The organism is Coprococcus sp. RTP31081st1_H1_RTP31081_211007 (genome assembly GCF_040227275.1).
Lineage (GTDB): Bacteria > Bacillota > Clostridia > Lachnospirales > Lachnospiraceae > Coprococcus > Coprococcus aceti.
The window spans coordinates 32,534-51,062 of record NZ_JBEHVP010000009.1 but is presented as its reverse complement, the minus strand read 5'-3'; the positions used below and the strand labels follow the sequence as shown (position 1 = coordinate 51,062).

Here is an 18,529-nt window from a genome sequence, read left to right as displayed (position 1 = left end):
CATTTCATACTCATTGTTTTCTTGTCTTATACCTCTATGAATTTACATTACTCTCAAACAATGTAATCATCCTTTTCAATTCTTGCCTTGTCTTATACCTCTATGAATTTACATTACTCTCAAACGTGTAGGCGGTCTGCACTGTCTCCACACGTCTTATACCTCTATGAATTTACATTACTCTCAAACGGGGCATCATGCTCCTGCTGGGTTCAAGGGGTCTTATACCTCTATGAATTTACATTACTCTCAAACCTCGATAGGTGTCACACACGGTATTGTCTTGTCTTATACCTCTATGAATTTACATTACTCTCAAACATCTATAAGGACATTTTCATTCACAGAATTGGTCTTATACCTCTATGAATTTACATTACTCTCAAACAGGGTGTAGCTGATAGCCTGTAGTGTTGTTGTCTTATACCTCTATGAATTTACATTACTCTCAAACCTTATTGTTGTAATACATCCAATAGAATCCGTCTTATACCTCTATGAATTTACATTACTCTCAAACCTATGATGTAGACGGACAGGGCAATATTGGTCTTATACCTCTATGAATTTACATTACTCTCAAACACGATCTGGATCCATTCGGACTTCTTGACCGTCTTATACCTCTATGAATTTACATTACTCTCAAACGCACCCGGAAAGTAGTCTGCTCCCATCGTCGTCTTATACCTCTATGAATTTACATTACTCTCAAACCCAGCGCCGTAGTAAGTCATCGTATGCCTTGTCTTATACCTCTATGAATTTACATTACTCTCAAACCATCAAATCCTATCTTTCTCGCTAGGGATTGTCTTATACCTCTATGAATTTACATTACTCTCAAACTATCTTGCACTCGTGCGTGGCTGTGTAACAGTCTTATACCTCTATGAATTTACATTACTCTCAAACACCGCCTGCGGCAACAATATATGACATCAGTCTTATACCTCTATGAATTTACATTACTCTCAAACTCCAAGCTACCTTACGTTGTTTATATGCTCGTCTTATACCTCTATGAATTTACATTACTCTCAAACGGTCAGTATGATATAGATAAAGACGATATGGTCTTATACCTCTATGAATTTACATTACTCTCAAACCCAATTGTTTGAATTTGAATCAAACTCCATGTCTTATACCTCTATGAATTTACATTACTCTCAAACGTCTTGTCAGCGCCCTTAATATCTTTTATGGTCTTATACCTCTATGAATTTACATTACTCTCAAACCTCTGTTGCACCCTTATATATGTACTCTTTGTCTTATACCTCTATGAATTTACATTACTCTCAAACATATCGTGACCGTACAAAGTAGCCAAACGGTCTTATACCTCTATGAATTTACATTACTCTCAAACACTGCTGTTTATATTCTTCTTCTAACTCTCGTCTTATACCTCTATGAATTTACATTACTCTCAAACCTCAAATTTTGAAAATCCAGCTTGCAACTGGTATGTAAATCCACATCTTTGTTATACATTCTTATACAATAAATATCAACACATCTCTTTCTAAACCATAACATCATATCACACATAAATCATTATCAATTATAATCCTGCTCTCACATGATAATTTTTTATAATCCATATTGTCAATAAGTAAGACTCTATAATCCCTAGTTATTGCTGTAGCCATCATAAGCTGTAATGTGGCATATGATACCACACTTCTAAGATTCACAAACACAAAAAGCCTCTTACCCTCATACTCCCTAGATAAATCCATATATGCAAGTATTCTCTCTTCCAAAGTATCATAATCATCAATTATTTCTATACCTGCAGCTTTTATAACAGCTAACATATTTAACTTTTCACAAATAATCTCACATGGCAAATCACCTGCAATACTTTCTATATACATTTCAATAGTTTCTAATAACCGCTCTGATTTTTCGTAATATAATTCATTTTTAGATTTTTTATCCAACTCGCTCATAATCTTTGATATCAAGGTCTTCTGATTCAGTGTAAAATCAACAAAATCAGTTATATATGCTATTGTTTTTTGAGCAGGGATTGGGGTTTCATTGTCCGACACAACTATATCGCTATCCAATCCTTCTGTTGCTTTCCTGAATTCCTGTAACATCTTGTACATGAATTCAGGATTCTCAATTACCAAACCTGTTATCATTTCTGTATTAACATCTATAACATTTTTTAATTCTCTATACGCAATCTTCATAATATTGTAATCCTATCATCAGATGTCAAAACATCCGTTTTAATATTTCCCGTTATGTAATCAATCTTTGCAAATTGTTTCTCTGTAACAGATAGAACCATAACTGAGCCAGAAGGTGGTTTCATTCTTTTAAGTGCGGCTCGAACATTGTTTTCTGCCGACTGATTAAGGACCATCCTGCAATACACCGACTCCTGCAACATATAAAAACCACTTTTCAATAAATCTTTCCTAAATTTTCTATAATTTCTTCGATCTTCCGACGTCAGAGTCGGAAGATCAAACATTACTAAAATTCTCATATACCTATAACTCATATTGAATAATACAATATCTCCTCTACATTTCTGTCGCACAGGGCGTCAAAAACACTTCTTACATATATTCTTATAGCATTCGTGAGAACTTGCTTATTACCTGATATTGTTATCTCCTGTTCCAGTAAACTAAGCATTTTTCTCTTATCATTAGCGTCAAATTGCTCCCAATTACTTCCATATACAATTCTATCAACCAAAATTCTATATGGTTCCATCAAATCAGATGCTAAATTGAACGGATTAAATTTATTATCATGAAACAACCCTAGCTGTGTCATATATCCATTATAAATTATTTCTTTGTTGAAAATGGAAAGCAATAACGAATATCCATAATTCAAAGCTGCATTTCTTGGAATATCCTCATTTCTATTAAAATCCATGCCAAACAAGGCGTTGAAATATACCTTAGCAGCCAACCCCTCTCTGTTAGTCTTATCCCCATATGACAAATCATCTATGTATTGCTTAAGTAATTTATACTCACGTTCTTTCTCAAGTTCCAACAAAAAATCCGACTGTTTAATAATTTTCTCCCGCACTATAGATGTCCAAACTTTCGTCTTTATATCATCTTGCCATGCAATTTGTGTTTTTATCTTTCTTGAGCAATCTCCACTACCATAATAAGGAATAATTTCCGACTGAGGATTTCTTTTATCATCGCAAAAAATTATTTTAATTTTTTTCTTGATCAGTTCTGTAACCAATGCTGCCGTCATCGAAACTGCTTGATTATCAATAACAAGTATATCTATATCATCAAGAAAAACTTTTAATGTTTCTTCTCCTCTTATTTCAAGAAAAACCATTGTCAGATTAAGCTTAGCTCTTTTTGTTATCACAAGTGTTCTAAAACCCATCCTGAACTCCTATTCAAAATACTATTTAATAATATCCAATAAATTATCTGACATGTTCTGATATATACCAGATGAAGAATTATCTATCAAATATACTTTTTGAAATTTCTTTGCCCAAAGAGAGAGTTTTGATCCAAATGCAAATGTCGCTGCATTTTTACTGCCACCTATCGCAGACATGTCGCAACTTCCTGCTCGTCCGGACTTAAGAACTAACACAAGGTTCTGTAAGAAATACACCTGTCTTTCAATATCAAGTTTTTTAAATTTATCATATCCATTCTCTAATATTTTTTGTTGAGAATTAAATGGAATACTATATATGTTATTAATAATTTTATCAGTTAATATACAATATAATTTTTCATTCTTTTCACCACATATACCATCATTTTTTTCATTTAAAGTAATGTTTTTATTCTTACCTTTCTTTTCTATATAATTATCAATTTTTTTTATATAATTTTCCCACTCATTTCCAATTACCAATGGCATCATAGAGGTAAGGCCTATTTTTTGACCTGAATTAGCTTTTCTCGTAATACAGGCTCTGAAACCATCGAACGACAACATTGTATTGATTTTTATAGGTCTCAGTCCCAGTGGGAAAGATACATTCGTAATTTGTTCATCTGTTTTGCCCCATATATTTTGTATATTTTTCTTTGAGTATTTCAATGCGTATTCATTATCAGAGAAAACCTTTTCCGAATACATATAATCCACAGGCATTATCATCGCTTCCTGCTTGCCATTTTCCTTGTATTTAACAAGTAAAAATGCTGTGGCTGTAGACTTATTATATCCTCCATACTTTTCTGTATCCAGACCTGTCTTCCTTGGAATTAATCCAGCTGCAGCTTTCACCGGCATCTGATCGAACAATCCTCCTTTTCTCATAAATGGGTATTTAGTATAATGTATATTATTCTTTGCCAACACTTTTCTTACATTACCTATAGACTCTTGTCCATTCCAAATCACATCATCTCCCAATTTGACACTATGCGTAAACAAAGTCTTTGTCTTCAGTGAATATTTCTGCGTTATATAAAAATTCTTTGTAAATCTACAATGATACACATTTCCAACCACGATATTAAGATATGCATCCTTAGCATGATGAAGATCATTAACACTTCTTGTCTTCAACATATCAAATTCTTTTCTAAATTCAGATACCAATCCCGCCTTAGAATATACAATCTCTACATCTGGGAATAATGTTCTAAATACTGTTGTCACTGCCTTTGTAGACTGATGAGTCTCCACCAGCTGTCTGTTTATAAAACCTGTAAGCTCTTCCTCTGTAAATGATGTACAGCGAGTAAGTCTCCTATATTTCTCTTCTGATATAAGTTTATTGGACAGCAATCTATACCAAAATGGCTGCATTTTTTCCCTTATATCTTTACTAATCGGATATTTATCACCTTTCTGGCCATTCTCCTCAGAAATAACAAGGACTTTATTGGTTATACTATCATCCTTGACATAGCTCTGAGGGTATATATGATCAACGTTATAAATGTTTGTCTTAAGTTTATCAATATCAATTGTTTTCTGGGTATATGCACACTTTCCAAGCTGCATAAAATATAAAAACAGTACCTCACTCTGCAATTCATTGTCTGTTTTACCTTCTAATTGTTCTGACAGCTCACGAACTTCCGCTTTATCCATATTCTTGTATAACTCGCTGATCTGGTCTCTTCTAGATTTTGTACGCACTCCTTTTTCTCCACCACCACGAGCCATTTCAACAAATATTTTTGAAGGATTCTTACCACACACCTTACGTATATCACTTAATATATCCAATGTTCTATGTATTGGTCTTCTCACTGCATTACTTACATACATTTCATCAAGCATGCTATCAAGATTTGCTGGATGCTCAACATAGTATTCATTTTTTATTGCCTCTATCTCCTCAATAAATGTATATGAGTTTGACAATAATTTCATCATATTGTCATTCGTAGACCACAACATTCCCATAATAGAGTCAACTTCACCAGTATCTTTATTACATCCCCTTATACCAACTAGTAACTTACGAGATAGTCTTCCAAAATCACTATATTTCAGTTTAGAGATATACTTAACATCGTCATCTGACAAATCTGGGAATTCCATGTGTAACCATCTAAGTATTCGACCCTTATCTTCACTGTATGTTAATCTTTCAATTATTGCCTCGACCTGATTTTCCTTTAATACACAACTTTCAAGTAGTTTTTTAAAATCATGATATGACTTCAAAGAAGATTTTATAGTAACATCAATACCCGAAATAACATCTTCTGGATGTAAAAGATTATTTGATATAAGAAAATCTTTTATCTTCTTTGGGGTAACTTTCCTATACCTCTCGAACAGTTTATAAATTCCCTGCTTATGTTCAATTGGAATACTACAGTCATTAATCTTAATATTATTTATCTCATTAAGCACATTGAACTTACAATATAATAATGAATACTTGGGAACCACTGTTTCTCCAGGCAAATAAGTACACGAATTAGTCATACGATTAATGAATTCCTGTTCGCTGGCATCAAGATCTACCTTATCCTCAAAATTCCATGGGTAAATCCTTCCCTCAGCCTTCCTCTTCATCCAACCATGCTGTCCATTATCTGTTCTCAGTGGTCCAACATAGTATGGAATACGAAATTCCATAATAGACAGGAGTTTTTCCCTACTGGTATATCCATCCATATCCTTTTCATCAAGAAACTCCAAATAGAAACTGGCATTATCAAGTATTCTTTTCAATTCGTAATAATACAATTGATACGGAATAACTCTGTTATCATTCTCCACTTGTTTAGGAATAAAAGAATATGTATCCAGTCTGAACATCATATCTTCATATTCTACCTTGTCTTCATCATCAACTTTGATATCTTTTACTACTTTCTTAATGTAATCACAAAATACATCCTTCTTTGCTCCCTTAAACTTTGATACATTCTGAACATTTTTTAGATTATATGAATATGACACATAATTGCCAACAATATTTCCATCTCTAAATACCTCATAGTATCTATTGGGGATGTATTTTTTCACAAAATACTTTAGGAAAGAAAGATCCTTTTTATGCTGCTCATATACTGTTATTTTTCCTTCAGATACACTATTCTTCCCATTAAGAACGTCAGACAAAATTGCCCAATCATATACATTTCTTAGAGAGCTGATAATATCTCCCTCATCACCAAGTTGCTGCAAGACCATAGCAAAATCTTCCTCGGCCATATTAAACGATACAGATACCTTTTCTTCAAATGTAAGCTTAGGAAACAACTTACCCAATTCATAAGTTCCACCGCTCAGGAGTTTTACTAACCCTTCTCTACTCACATCATCTTCTTCAGAAGTTTTAAACTTCTTTCCTTCATTCAGTAACTGAAGGAACTCTCTCTCTTTGTTGGTAACCGTCTGTTTCTTCTTCAATATCTCCTTAAACTTTGATATATCACACTTCCATGGAATTTCTGCATAATTATCCATAACATTAAGGAAGTTGCAATATACCACATCAAAATCTAGCACATCCTCAATATTATCTTTGCTTACTTCACTCAAAAAATGACCTCTATGTGCGACTAAATATGCACATGCCATATATACAAGACGTATATCATGTTTTTCTTTATTTGACATAAGATCATATATAAGATGATGTATTGTTGGATATATATCATAATAATCCTTGTCCGTGAAATCATCATCATTAAATACCACATATCTATCCTTTATATCTACGTCATCCCTAAACAATGCACTTTCTCTTCGCCTGATAAAAAATCTAGGATCGACTTTTGCTATTTCCGGCGCAAATATTTCTGAAACCAACGCTATTCTTTGTTTTTTTCTGTCGTTTCGACGTCTTGCTGTTCGAAAAGTTCTTCGTTCCTGTGCAGTCGATGCTGCCTCAAATACATGACTTCCCCACATCGGCTCACCACCATGCTTTATAAGATTATAATTTTTGTCTGTTACGGCATATCCTACAGAATTTGTTCCTATATCAAATCCTACATAATACTCATCCACTTTCTTAGTTTGCATATTGACAATTCCCCTTTCATGATGTAATGTGTAAATGAATTTACATTGCGAGTTCAAATAAAGTTTTTACCAAATCGCCGGTTTCCGGTTACACAGTGTGTGTATCAATCCTAAGTTTTTACTTAGGATTTTTTGTTAATCTACTATTTTATTATCAATAATCATTATTCCAATTGTAACGTCCCTTATATTACATATAATACATTATATATCATTTGTTTTTCTATGAATAGTTTTTCAAACCATTTAACACCTTTTTATTCGTAATTTTACATAATTTAATGTTCGTTTTTTTACACACCATTTAAAATGCTTAAAATTATACACAAAAGACCGGCAACAGACGCCTCCATCGTCCACTGCCGGCCCACGCTTTCATCAACCCTGTTTATACAGGCTTTCACAACTCTATGTCTAATCCAATACCATCACACTCGCTCCAGCCCCACCCCAATCTTCAAGTTCCTCTCCGTCTCCACCCTATCAAACTTAACCACATAGCACCCTATATCTCCCCTGATACCGGTTATAGTGCCCTCGCCGAACACCTTGTGTCTCACCCTGTCTCCGGGCTTTAGCTCGGTGTCCAGCGGCATATAGCGGCTCTCATTTGCGGCTATGTAGCTCTTGGTGTCGTCAACAAGGCGCTGCGGGAGCTCGTTCACGTAGTCGATTGCTTCCCGGTCTATGTTGAAGATGAACCGGGACGGGTATCTGAAAGAATCATCGTAGTTCAGCCCCTCGGCATCGCTGATATACAGACCGCGCTCCGCTCTGGTACATGCCACGTATGCCATGCGGCGTTCCTCCTCGAGCATCGCCTCAGTGTCCACGTGCTTGCTTGGGAATATGCCTTCATTTACACCGCACACGAACACATATGGGAACTCCAGGCCCTTTGCGGTGTGTATGGTCATCATCGTCACAGAATCCTTGTCCTTCTCCCTGTCATTGTTCGTGTAGAGAGCTATGCTCTGCAGATATTCCTCCAGCGAATTCTCCTCACCGGAGGTCTTCTCATATTCGTCTATCGACTGCTTCAGCTCTGCCAGGTTGTCCAGCCTTTCCTGTTCGCCCGCCTGTCTGAGCATCGCCTCGTAGCCCGTGGCGGCCATGAGCTCCGTCACAAGATCAGACAGACTTTTCTCCTTGTATGTCTTTCTAAAATTTTCTATGATATCGACAAAGGCTGAAGCACCTGTCGACTTAACAGTCTTCTCCTCCAGAAGATCCTGAAGACCGCTGTACAGTGAGCATCTGTGAGTCTCACAGTACGACTTCAGCATCGACATTCTCTTTTTACCAAAGTTCCGCTTTGGTTCATTTATCACCCTGCGGAATGACAGATCATCCGCGTATGCCACCATCCTGAGATATGCCAGCACATCCTTTATCTCCTTGCGTTTGTAGAACTCTGTTCCGCTGTAGAGGATATACGGGATCTTTGTCTTGATAAATGCTTCCTCTATGCTTCTCGACACGAAATGTGATCTGTACAAAACGGCTATGTCACTGTACTTTGCGCCCGCCTCAACCAGTCTTTTTATCTCGTTTGTCACCCACTGGGCTTCATCCCCGGTGGTCCTGGAATGTACGTACAGAGGGCGCGCCTCTGACGGCTTCACAGCCACAAGCCTGTGGGGCAGTCTGTTCCTGTTCTTCTCGATCAGTGAGTTGGACACCGCCAGTATGTCAGGAGTTGAACGATAATTCGTGTCGAGGAATATGGTCTGTGTATTCTCATGGTCCTTGTCGAATTCCAGTATGTACTCTATCCTTGCCCCGCGCCACGTATATATGGTCTGATCCGGATCGCCCACGATGAACAGATTCCTGTGATAACCGCTGAGTATCTCCGCCAGCGCATACTGGTTACCGCTGACATCCTGAAACTCGTCCACCATGACATACATCATGCGTTCCTGCCATTTGTGGCATTTCTCCGCATCGTTTCTGAGGATGTGGAGCGCAATGGTTATGAGATCATCATAGTCAAGTCCATACACCTTCTTCTGTTCGTACAGGTATCCCAGAAATACTTTTTCAGGAATGTCTGAAGCCTTCTCATAATCCGCCAGCAGTCTGTCGTTGCTTATGTCCGCCAGATATGCAATGTGCTGCATCTCGTTCTTCATCGCCGATATGTGATCCCTCGCCATGTCAAATGTATATGTTCTCGACTGTATATGGGCATTCTCGTACACAGTTTTGAGTATCTCCTCCGTGTCCTCGCTGTCCATCACCACAAAGTTCTGGGGATAATTGATGGCATGGATATCCTCCCTCAGAAGCTTCACACAGAAGCCGTGAAATGTGCAGATGTATCCCGTATCACTGTCCCCGATCATCTGTCTGATACGCTTGCTCATCTCCCTCGCCGCTTTATTTGTAAATGTGACACACAGTATATTCGATGTGGATATTCCAAGCTCATCCACCAGATACGCATACCTGTATGTGAGCGCCTTTGTCTTGCCGGTTCCCGCTCCCGCAATTATGCGCACATACCCTTCTGTGGTGGTCACTGCCTCCCTTTGCTGTTCATTCAGTTCATCTATAAAATTATCCATACAGTCCTCCATATATTTGCAAACATATGTTCAGTATAGCAGATTATATCTTTCCTGTCACTACACTCATGGTTTTACACCAGAACGATCTTCACATAAAAAACAGGACAGCCACATAATCTGTGACTGTCCCGTCAATGCATCAACGCATTTCATTTATTTTGACTTTTTGTAAACCGCTTTCTTAGGAGTGTTCATTCCCTTCACCTTGAGCTTCTTTGCATATGCGTCATATTTCTTCTTAGGAAGATATATCTTCACATTGCTCTTGACACCCTGGAAAGCATTCTTACCGATAGTCGTTATCCTTGTAGACTTTATGGTAACTTTTCCAAGCTTTCCACACTTGCTGAATGCTGCACCGCCTATGGTCTTAACGTTTCCTCCGATCACAACCGTGGTGAGATATTTGCGTCCTGTAAATGCTTTCGCTCCTACAGCCGTAACATTGAAGTTCACTCCACCGATCTTGACACTGGATGCAACCGTGAGTGACTTGAACTTCTTGTCGCTCTTCTTGCTTGTACTTCCAACAAGTGTCACTGTTCCCTTGCCATTTGAAGCGGCATTTGTCACCTTATATTTCAGATAGCCAGGCACGCCCTTCTGCGCAACTTTATATATCTTGCCCTTGCCAGCCTTGATAGCAAATGTCTTGCTGACGGAGCCTCTGTAATTACCCTTACCATTGATCTTTACTGTCGCTGTACCGATATTCTTGTTGTTCTTGTACTGTACGGTGTAATCCACACCATTCTTCAGTGTTGTTTTGCCTCTCCTCAGCGCAAGCGATTTAACAGTGATAGATGATCCTGTGTATGTATATCCATTCTTTTCTATACCGCTTACGACCACATTGTTCTTGGAATTTCCTATGTCTATTCCAAAGGCAGCTACTGACTCATAACGCTTGTACCCACACTTGGTACAGGTAAATGTCTTCTTACCTGCCGCTGTGTCTGTAGGCTTGGTCGTTATCGCTCCCTTGTCCCATGTGTGATTTGCCAGGCCTGACTTCTCTCCACATGAGCACTGATACCAGTGAGATCTGCTGTCGCTCTTGTACTTATTGCCGTAATCGTGTACATGCTGCTCCGGCTCTTTCTCGATGGTGATCTTTACATTGAATACAACTCCATTGTAAGCCCTGTTCCATCCTGTAACTGATGTCCAGTCATAATTTACTGTATCTGCAGGCTTGAAGCAAAGCTTGTATGTATTGCCATCCTCAACCTTTGTCGTTCTGTCTGTATACCATGTGTATACTCCATCCTCGCGCTCTGGAAGCTCTATGTCTGCAAGAGTCATATTCTCCTTAGCACTCAGTGAATCTATCGCCTGAGTAAATACTGCATTTGCAGGAAGAATCTGAACAGTTATCTCCACATGCTCTGCTCTCTCGTATACATCCTCATCTTCAGGTACAAATGTTGCAAGGAAAGTCTTTGTTCCAACCTCTCCCACAGATTCATCTGCATTCTCCCAGATGAACATTCCACCTGCTGTCTCAGGCAGGAGTATCTTGCCAACAGTGTCTCCGTATGTAGCTGTGACATTCTCCGGAACTGTAAATACAGGATCCTGCTTTCTCACATACACTGAAAGCTTCACTGCAATTCTCACACTTCCGTCTTCCAGTTCCTCATATGTTCCCTCTGCTGCATCGATCTTGCTCCAGTCATAGTTTGCTGTGTCGTCTGGAACAAAGTATGCATCGTAGGTCTCGCTTGTTCCGGCCTTGCCTACCTGCTGTGTTCCATCTGCCCACATGTACTTTCCTGCTGCCGATGTTGGAAGCTCCACATCCGCAAGGGTCTTGCCGGCATATGCGTCGCCCGCCTTTCCGGCAGTAAATGAAGGTATTCCCTTCTCCACGCTGGATATGATCAGTGTGAACTCAGCCACTGTCTGATTCTGTCCTCTCACCGTGAACTTGACTGTCTGTGCCTCAGCACTTGCAGTCTTCGGCGTTCCATATACCTTTCCATCGTATATCACAAGTCCTGCCGGAAGTGTCTGTCCCTTTGCAAGGGAGTATGACACATATCCGTTGTCCACAGCTTCATCATTCTGGATCTCTATGGCTGTCAGATCATATAATGGCTCATCCTTTGTGGTTGTCTTTGCAACCTGCGCCTTAACTGTATCCTCCGTCTTTGCGAGAGTTATATTTACGGCCTCCTGCTTTGCCATATTTACCGTAACTGTTGCCGGCTCATATGTCATGACGCCGCTCCAGAGACGGTTGTTACTTGTAGTCATGGCTGTGTCATCCGGTCCAAATACAACTGAATCCACCGCCATTCCATCTATCGGCTCACCGTCTATTGTGATGTAGAACGACTTGCCACCCTGTATATAGAGTGCATCGTCACCGTCAACACCTGACTTCTTCTGACATCTTGTTGCCGATGAACTCTTCTCTATCTTTGCATCGCCATCCTTGAAGCAATATGCAGGATAATCCACATCAAGCTTGTAGAAAATGACGCTGTAATTTTTCAGTGCGTACACCATATCCGGAATCACTGTGGTAAGTATGCTTCCGCTTCCAAGGCTTGACGTATATGCAAGCTGCTTCATATTACCATAGTTTACGATCATTGCACTGTTTGTGAGGTTGCCAAATGTAAACTGTGCATCAGCTCTGTTTATGAGCTTTGCATTTGTATTCAAGGTGATCCTCTCACTATTTGTGGCTGTGATCTCTCCGTAGTTATCTACTGTTGCTGAAGCCTGAACATTTCCTTTCAGATTCCATGCACCTCTGTTGACCAGTGATCCTGTCATAGTCAGAGCGCCGTCCACATTCCATGTGCCAAGGTTCTCAACATCACCGGTAACTGTCGCTGTCGATGTATTTGTAAGAGCTGCGCCATCGGCGATGGTCAGCTTTGAATCCTTGAGGATCTCAAGCTGTTTTACCTCCACCTCTCTGTCAAGTGTGTAGTCTCCGCCTATAGTTAATTTGCCGGCGAGAGACATATACAGTGAACCCAGACTCTCAACCTGGTAATTGTCAGCGGTGCCCTTTACAGTAGCTGTGGACTTTGCATTCTCGTCTACATACTCTACCTTGCCAACCTTACCGCCTGCCGCAAGTACAAAGTCACCTGTGACAGCGCCCTCTGTTCCTGCCTTGACGTATATATTTCCAATGCTGTGACCATAGTTAAATACCAATGCCTTGCTATGCTCATTGTTGACGTCATTTTTTCTGAGTTCTCCTGACTTTATCTCGGCATACAGATCTCCCTTCACATTTGACTGCTGGACAAAGTTGTTGCACTTCTCAGCGCACCATCTTCCATCAACCACACAGTTCACATTTCCGGATACGACTGTTCCCGACACTCCATTGAAGTAGGAGCGCTTGTTCATGTAATCCGCACCGTATATAAATGTATTGTAATGATCAGTTATACCAACTCTTATATCCACATCACCGGATACTGATCCACCCGATGTGACATACATATTCTCAGACTTGGTTGATTCCGGTGTGTACATCTGTGCAGACTTTGCAAATGTGAAGTCTACCTTCTCCGCATTTGTATTGTACGCACCGTATACCACGCTTCCTGCTCTTCCGTCCTCTGCCGTGAAGGTCACTGTCTTTACATCAGCGTTTCCTGCCGCAGCTACAGTGCCTGACACATAACCGCCCATGATCGTCATGGTTACATTTCCATCTATCGTCACGCGGTCTGCCTTGCTGTCAGTTAAACCCGCAGCACATATATTGCCGACATTTCCGCTTCTGAGTGTCACCGATATGTCACCAGTGTATTTATTTGCTGTGTCCGTATAGCCTGATATGCTGTAGCCTGACAGATCATATGTAACCTCTCCGTCTATTCTGAGTGGTCTGTTGTCGTCTGCCACTCCGTTGTGATCAGCATCCAGATATACTGAGCTCTTGCTGCTGTCCGATGGATCAACTATTATCACTGCCGAATTTCCACCGAGATCAATGGTCTTATCCTCTGTGTTCACAGATACACCAAGCTTGTTGATATCAGGTATCTCCGTGCCTGCCGGCAGTACCTTGAATACCACTGGGAAATCAACCGATGCTCCATTTCGTCCTGTTATGACAAATGTTACTGTGCTTTCACCTGCATTCTTGGCTGTTCCTATTATCTTACCCGACTCAAGCACAAGTCCTGATGGAAGTGTCGAACCGCTCTTCAGTCTGTACTGCATGTCAGTTCCATAATCCTTTGTGGTATCTCCTGTAACCTTGAGGATCGTGAGATCGTACGCTGGTGAAGCCGCTGTGTACTTGGTCTCCGCCGCCAGAGTCGGATCTGCGTATTCCTTACTGATGTCTATCTGGTCTGCCACATAATCCACTACAATAGACATAGATGAATCCGGGCCTGTCACCTTTGCACTTCCGTTGCTTCCCTGTACCGGCTCGCCGCCATTTGCCGACACATAGGCTGTGTAACCCGGCACATCGGTATAGCTAACTGTGATCGCCTGTTTGCAGGCAACATATTTGACATTCTCATATTCAACTACATATGACTGTGCAGCCAATTTTGCTGATGTGTTGTCCATGTTTGTTGAGCCGCCTGCATAGCTGTAATACACTCCTGTCCAGCCGCTGGCATCTATATCATCTGCAAATTTTCCTGCTGCCACCCACACACCTTTGTTGCTGAACCGGTCTGAAGGACACTTGAACGTACCCTTCTGATATACTCTTGCCCAGCCTGATGTCATGTTGACCTTGCCAACATCAAACAGCGCATCCTCGCCTATTGTGAGTGTCGTGTCATACTGTGTCATATTGAGAGCCGCAAGCTTCGTATCTCCATTCACAACTGCCTTGGCATACTTTGAATAACCAAGCCTGTCAGCGGTCAGCGTATCGTTAAATACTGCGGATGATCTCTCGTTCAGTGACACATAATCCGTTACCTCAACCGGAGCATTTACATCAACTGCCGCACTGTCATAGATTATCAGAGCCGTTGCCGTGAGCTTCTTATTCACAACATAGGTTCCTCTGATAGTTACGATATCCTTGCTGTTTCTCATGAATGCACCGGTATATTTTGATGTTGTATCCGCTGCAAATCCGCCCTTATCTACAGTGTTCTCTGCGATCTCATATGCTATGGTTCCATCAACGGTTGAATTCGACAGGACATACATAGTTGCTGCCTTACCACCACGGATATTTATACTCACCGCATCGCCGCCTTCATATGAAAGCTCTGAATCCTTTGCACCGTATATTGCTTTTACATTTCCCCCCGTCATGGTGATCCTGATGCTTCGTCTTATGGCGTTGTCCTCGACACCTGTTATCGTGTACTCCGACAGATCTCCGGTGTACAGAGGTGTCTTGCCATCTGCCTGTCCATCCTGATTGTCGTCCACGTATATCTCTGTATCTGTGTCGTCCTTTGCCTGGATGACCACCGATGTTCCGTTGAGACATATAGTCTTCTCATCCTCATCAACTACGATTCGGCCATCCTGGTTGTCCTGTTTCTTCTCCTCATTTGAGACAATCACGTTCAATGAGAGCTGTGCCTTTGAACCGTTTCTTCCTGTCACATGGACTATGACATTTTTTCCGTCTTCATAAAGCTTTCTTGCCGTTCCGACGATCTTGCCATCGGTCAATGTGAGTCCCTCAGGAAGACCATTTGTCTCGTCGATCTCGTATGTAACCTCGCCCTCTCTTGCGTCGTTTGATATGACAAGATCTGCCATGTCATAGAGAGGTGAAGCTGCTGTGTATTCTTTTCCAAGCAGTGCCGATGGATCAACAGTTGTCTTGGATACCACGATCTGCTTTCCTGTCGTTGCGATCGTCACTGTACAAGGCTCGTTCGGCATGCTGAACGTGTACACGCCATTTGCTTCAACCGCTGAATTTTCCGCTGTGTCGCTCTGACCTCTGAAGGTCACCTTGTCAAGAATATATCCCTTGTTCACTGTCGGTGTTATCTTGACATCTGCGCCGCCCTTGACATAAGTACCATCAGGATCAATATACTGTGACGTCTTGCCTGTCATGGTGTACGTTACGGCCTTCTCGTTGGACACAACATCTAATGAATAATTTACATTTGCAACATCCCCTACAGCCGAGTCCTCTATTACGCCCCCCTTTGAGAATATATTTGGCAGATACCCATCAGTCGCCTTAAATGTTCCCTTGAGGATTCCACTGTGGAGTATATTTGAACCGCCTGCTGCATATATACCCTCTTTTGCAGTTAACGTTACCCCCTTGTTGATAACGATCACGGCATTGCCCTGGCTTCCGTTCTCTGTGAAGTTACCAAAGTAAATATTGTCAGCAGTTACATCCTTGTCTATCACAAGATTCTGTCCGCCATAATATATATTCTGTCCATAGGTTATGACAGATGAGCCGGTGGTATTCATGCTTGGAGCCATATAATACTTCTCCGGCATACTGCACTTGTCATCAAATGTAACTTTTGCATCCTTGTTATTACCTATATACATCTGGAAGCTTATTCCGTCTGCATTTGTAAAATCTGTGTTGTTGATCTTTATATCAACAGGAACTGTATTCTCGGTTGAACCGGAATAGCTCTCATTTGCCAGATAGAAAATATTATTTCCCGCCAGTCCATTTATACTGCTGTCTGACAACGTTATGTCAACCTTTGTTCCGATATTTCCGCAACTGTAATCACCTCCGGCGAGTCCACATTTTGCAAAATGTATCTTTGCTATATCCGCCTTGAGTTCCCCTGCCAGTGCAAAGTTGCCCATCATGGTAAACATGTCGCTGCCCGCGTATTCATACGAGTTCACAAGCGGATCACCATTTTCGTCTACTATGGATTCATCATTCATGCCATCCACATTGACCGTCATATTCCCCAGACAGCTACCGCCGTATACAAACCGTGCTGAACTGCTGATAACGTTGCTGACGCTTATGTTAAGATCCTTACTGATGCTTCCGCCCTGCTCTACATTCAGAGATCTCGTGATGCTGCAGCCCGAAACTATGGCATCTACAGAACCATTTACCGTCACATTTGACAGCTCCAGAGCATTTACATAGGCTGCATTACAGTTGTAAAGTTCTGCCTTTATATCACCTTTTACACCTGTGCTCAGATACATGCCATTTAATGTATCTGTTGTTGCCACAGCCTTCATTACAACGCTGGCAGAAGTGATACCGGAACAATTTGAAATTCCATATACCCTGCCGCTGGCACCAGTGATATTCTCCATGTTCACAGTATACGTATATGTTCCTTCTTCCTCCGGCTGAGTCTGACTGAACGAAACCGAATTCATGCCACATGTTGTGTAACCGGCAGCGCAGTTCTTTATATCTATATCAGCCCTTCCGCCCATCATACCGCCATACATTCCATATATGGTGTTGAACTTTGCTCCTGAGCCATCAACGCTGACATTTACATTTCCCTTTATATTTGTATTATTGGTGCCATACACAGACATCTCTGATCCAGACTGGCTTTTCAGCTTAAGGTCCAGATTTCCAAGGATAGTCGCACTTGACGCACCATATACACTGGCACTGCTTCCATCCTTTACGGCTGATATTCCGTCAAATGTAAGGCTCACGTCACCATCAACCTTTGCGCTCTGGGAAACTCCGCACAGATTGTCTACCTTGGAGTCAGTCACCTTGGACGTCAGTGTCTTGCTGAGCACAGCTCCGTTCTGCACAATATACACGGAACTGATGCCGGCACCGTTCATATTGAACACTGCATCGCCATTTATCGTATAAGCCTTTCCTGTGTAATATCCATCTGTAGCCAGTGTGACAAATGTGTTGCCATCACAGTTGTAATTGATATTCTCCGTGATGTCTCCATCCATGGTCGAAGAGCTTAGACCATAGAGCGACTTTATTGTCACGGACTCTTCCGTGTCTATCAGTACGCCACCTGTACAATATGTCCTGAAAAGTCCATACAGACTTTCAACTGCCGCGTCGCCCTTCACACTGATAGTTACCGCAGTCATGTTCTCCGGAGTCTCAACAGTGCTCTCAAATGCTCCATATACAGCAGGCAGTTCAGCACCGTCTATGGTTATGGAGATCGGCGAACTGCCCTTACCATGATAGATTCCATATATATTGCCATATTGTATGTCCGTGCTTCCATCCAATGTGAAAGCTTCCTCGCCCTCATCAAGGATTCCATCCCTGTCTTTGTCATTGTAAATATTGAATAACTGCTCGCTGTCAGTGGAATTCGGCGACTGCTTTATGATTACCGAATTGCCGTTGAGCGTGACACCTGATGGTGTAGAGCCTGACGACTCATATACATACTCCAGCCCCTTTCCCGTATCCGCAGCTTCAGACTGTGTTCCGTCCGCCGCAAATGCCGTTATTCCCGATGCCATGCCAATAGCAGTAAGCACCGACAAGGCCGTTATAACTCCTCGTAGCCTTCTCTTTCTCATCAATTACCCTCCCTTAATTAATT

Annotated in this window: 6 protein-coding genes and 1 CRISPR repeat array (1 of these 7 only partly in view); all 6 genes read right to left on the bottom strand. The window is 41.0% G+C overall.

Annotation, left to right across the window (positions count from 1 at the left end):
• A CRISPR array of direct repeats spans positions 1 to 1,441; the repeat unit is 36 nt; unit sequence GTCTTATACCTCTATGAATTTACATTACTCTCAAAC; it reaches 699 nt to the left of the window's first position.
• Between the two features lie 103 nt (positions 1,442 to 1,544).
• The 6 genes from csn2 to ABUA31_RS12760 all read right to left on the bottom strand — a co-directional run bounded on the left by csn2 (position 1,545) and on the right by ABUA31_RS12760 (position 18,506).
• The gene (gene csn2 / locus ABUA31_RS12785) at positions 1,545 to 2,210 is read right to left on the bottom strand and encodes a type II-A CRISPR-associated protein Csn2 (RefSeq protein ID WP_349818283.1); all 666 of its coding nucleotides are present in this window, start codon (positions 2,208 to 2,210) and stop codon (positions 1,545 to 1,547) included.
• Entirely contained in the window at positions 2,207 to 2,512 is a 306-nt protein-coding gene (cas2, locus tag ABUA31_RS12780) for a CRISPR-associated endonuclease Cas2 (protein ID WP_349818282.1), read from the bottom strand. The genes csn2 and cas2 overlap by 4 nt, the downstream gene beginning before the upstream one ends.
• Before the next feature lie 11 nt (positions 2,513 to 2,523).
• Complete coding sequence (gene cas1 / locus ABUA31_RS12775) at positions 2,524 to 3,393, bottom strand: type II CRISPR-associated endonuclease Cas1 (RefSeq protein WP_349818281.1); 870 nt, start codon at positions 3,391 to 3,393, stop codon at positions 2,524 to 2,526.
• A gap of 21 nt (positions 3,394 to 3,414) precedes the next feature.
• A complete protein-coding gene (gene cas9, locus ABUA31_RS12770; RefSeq protein WP_349818280.1) occupies positions 3,415 to 7,476 on the bottom strand; it encodes a type II CRISPR RNA-guided endonuclease Cas9 in 4,062 nt (1,353 codons plus the stop codon).
• A 428-nt stretch (positions 7,477 to 7,904) separates the two neighbouring features.
• Entirely contained in the window at positions 7,905 to 10,046 is a 2,142-nt protein-coding gene (locus ABUA31_RS12765; RefSeq protein WP_349818279.1) for an ATP-dependent helicase, read from the bottom strand.
• Positions 10,047 to 10,202: 156 nt separating this feature from the next.
• Entirely contained in the window at positions 10,203 to 18,506 is an 8,304-nt protein-coding gene (locus ABUA31_RS12760; RefSeq protein ID WP_349818278.1) for a leucine-rich repeat protein, read from the bottom strand.
• Positions 18,507 to 18,529 lie beyond the last annotated feature (23 nt).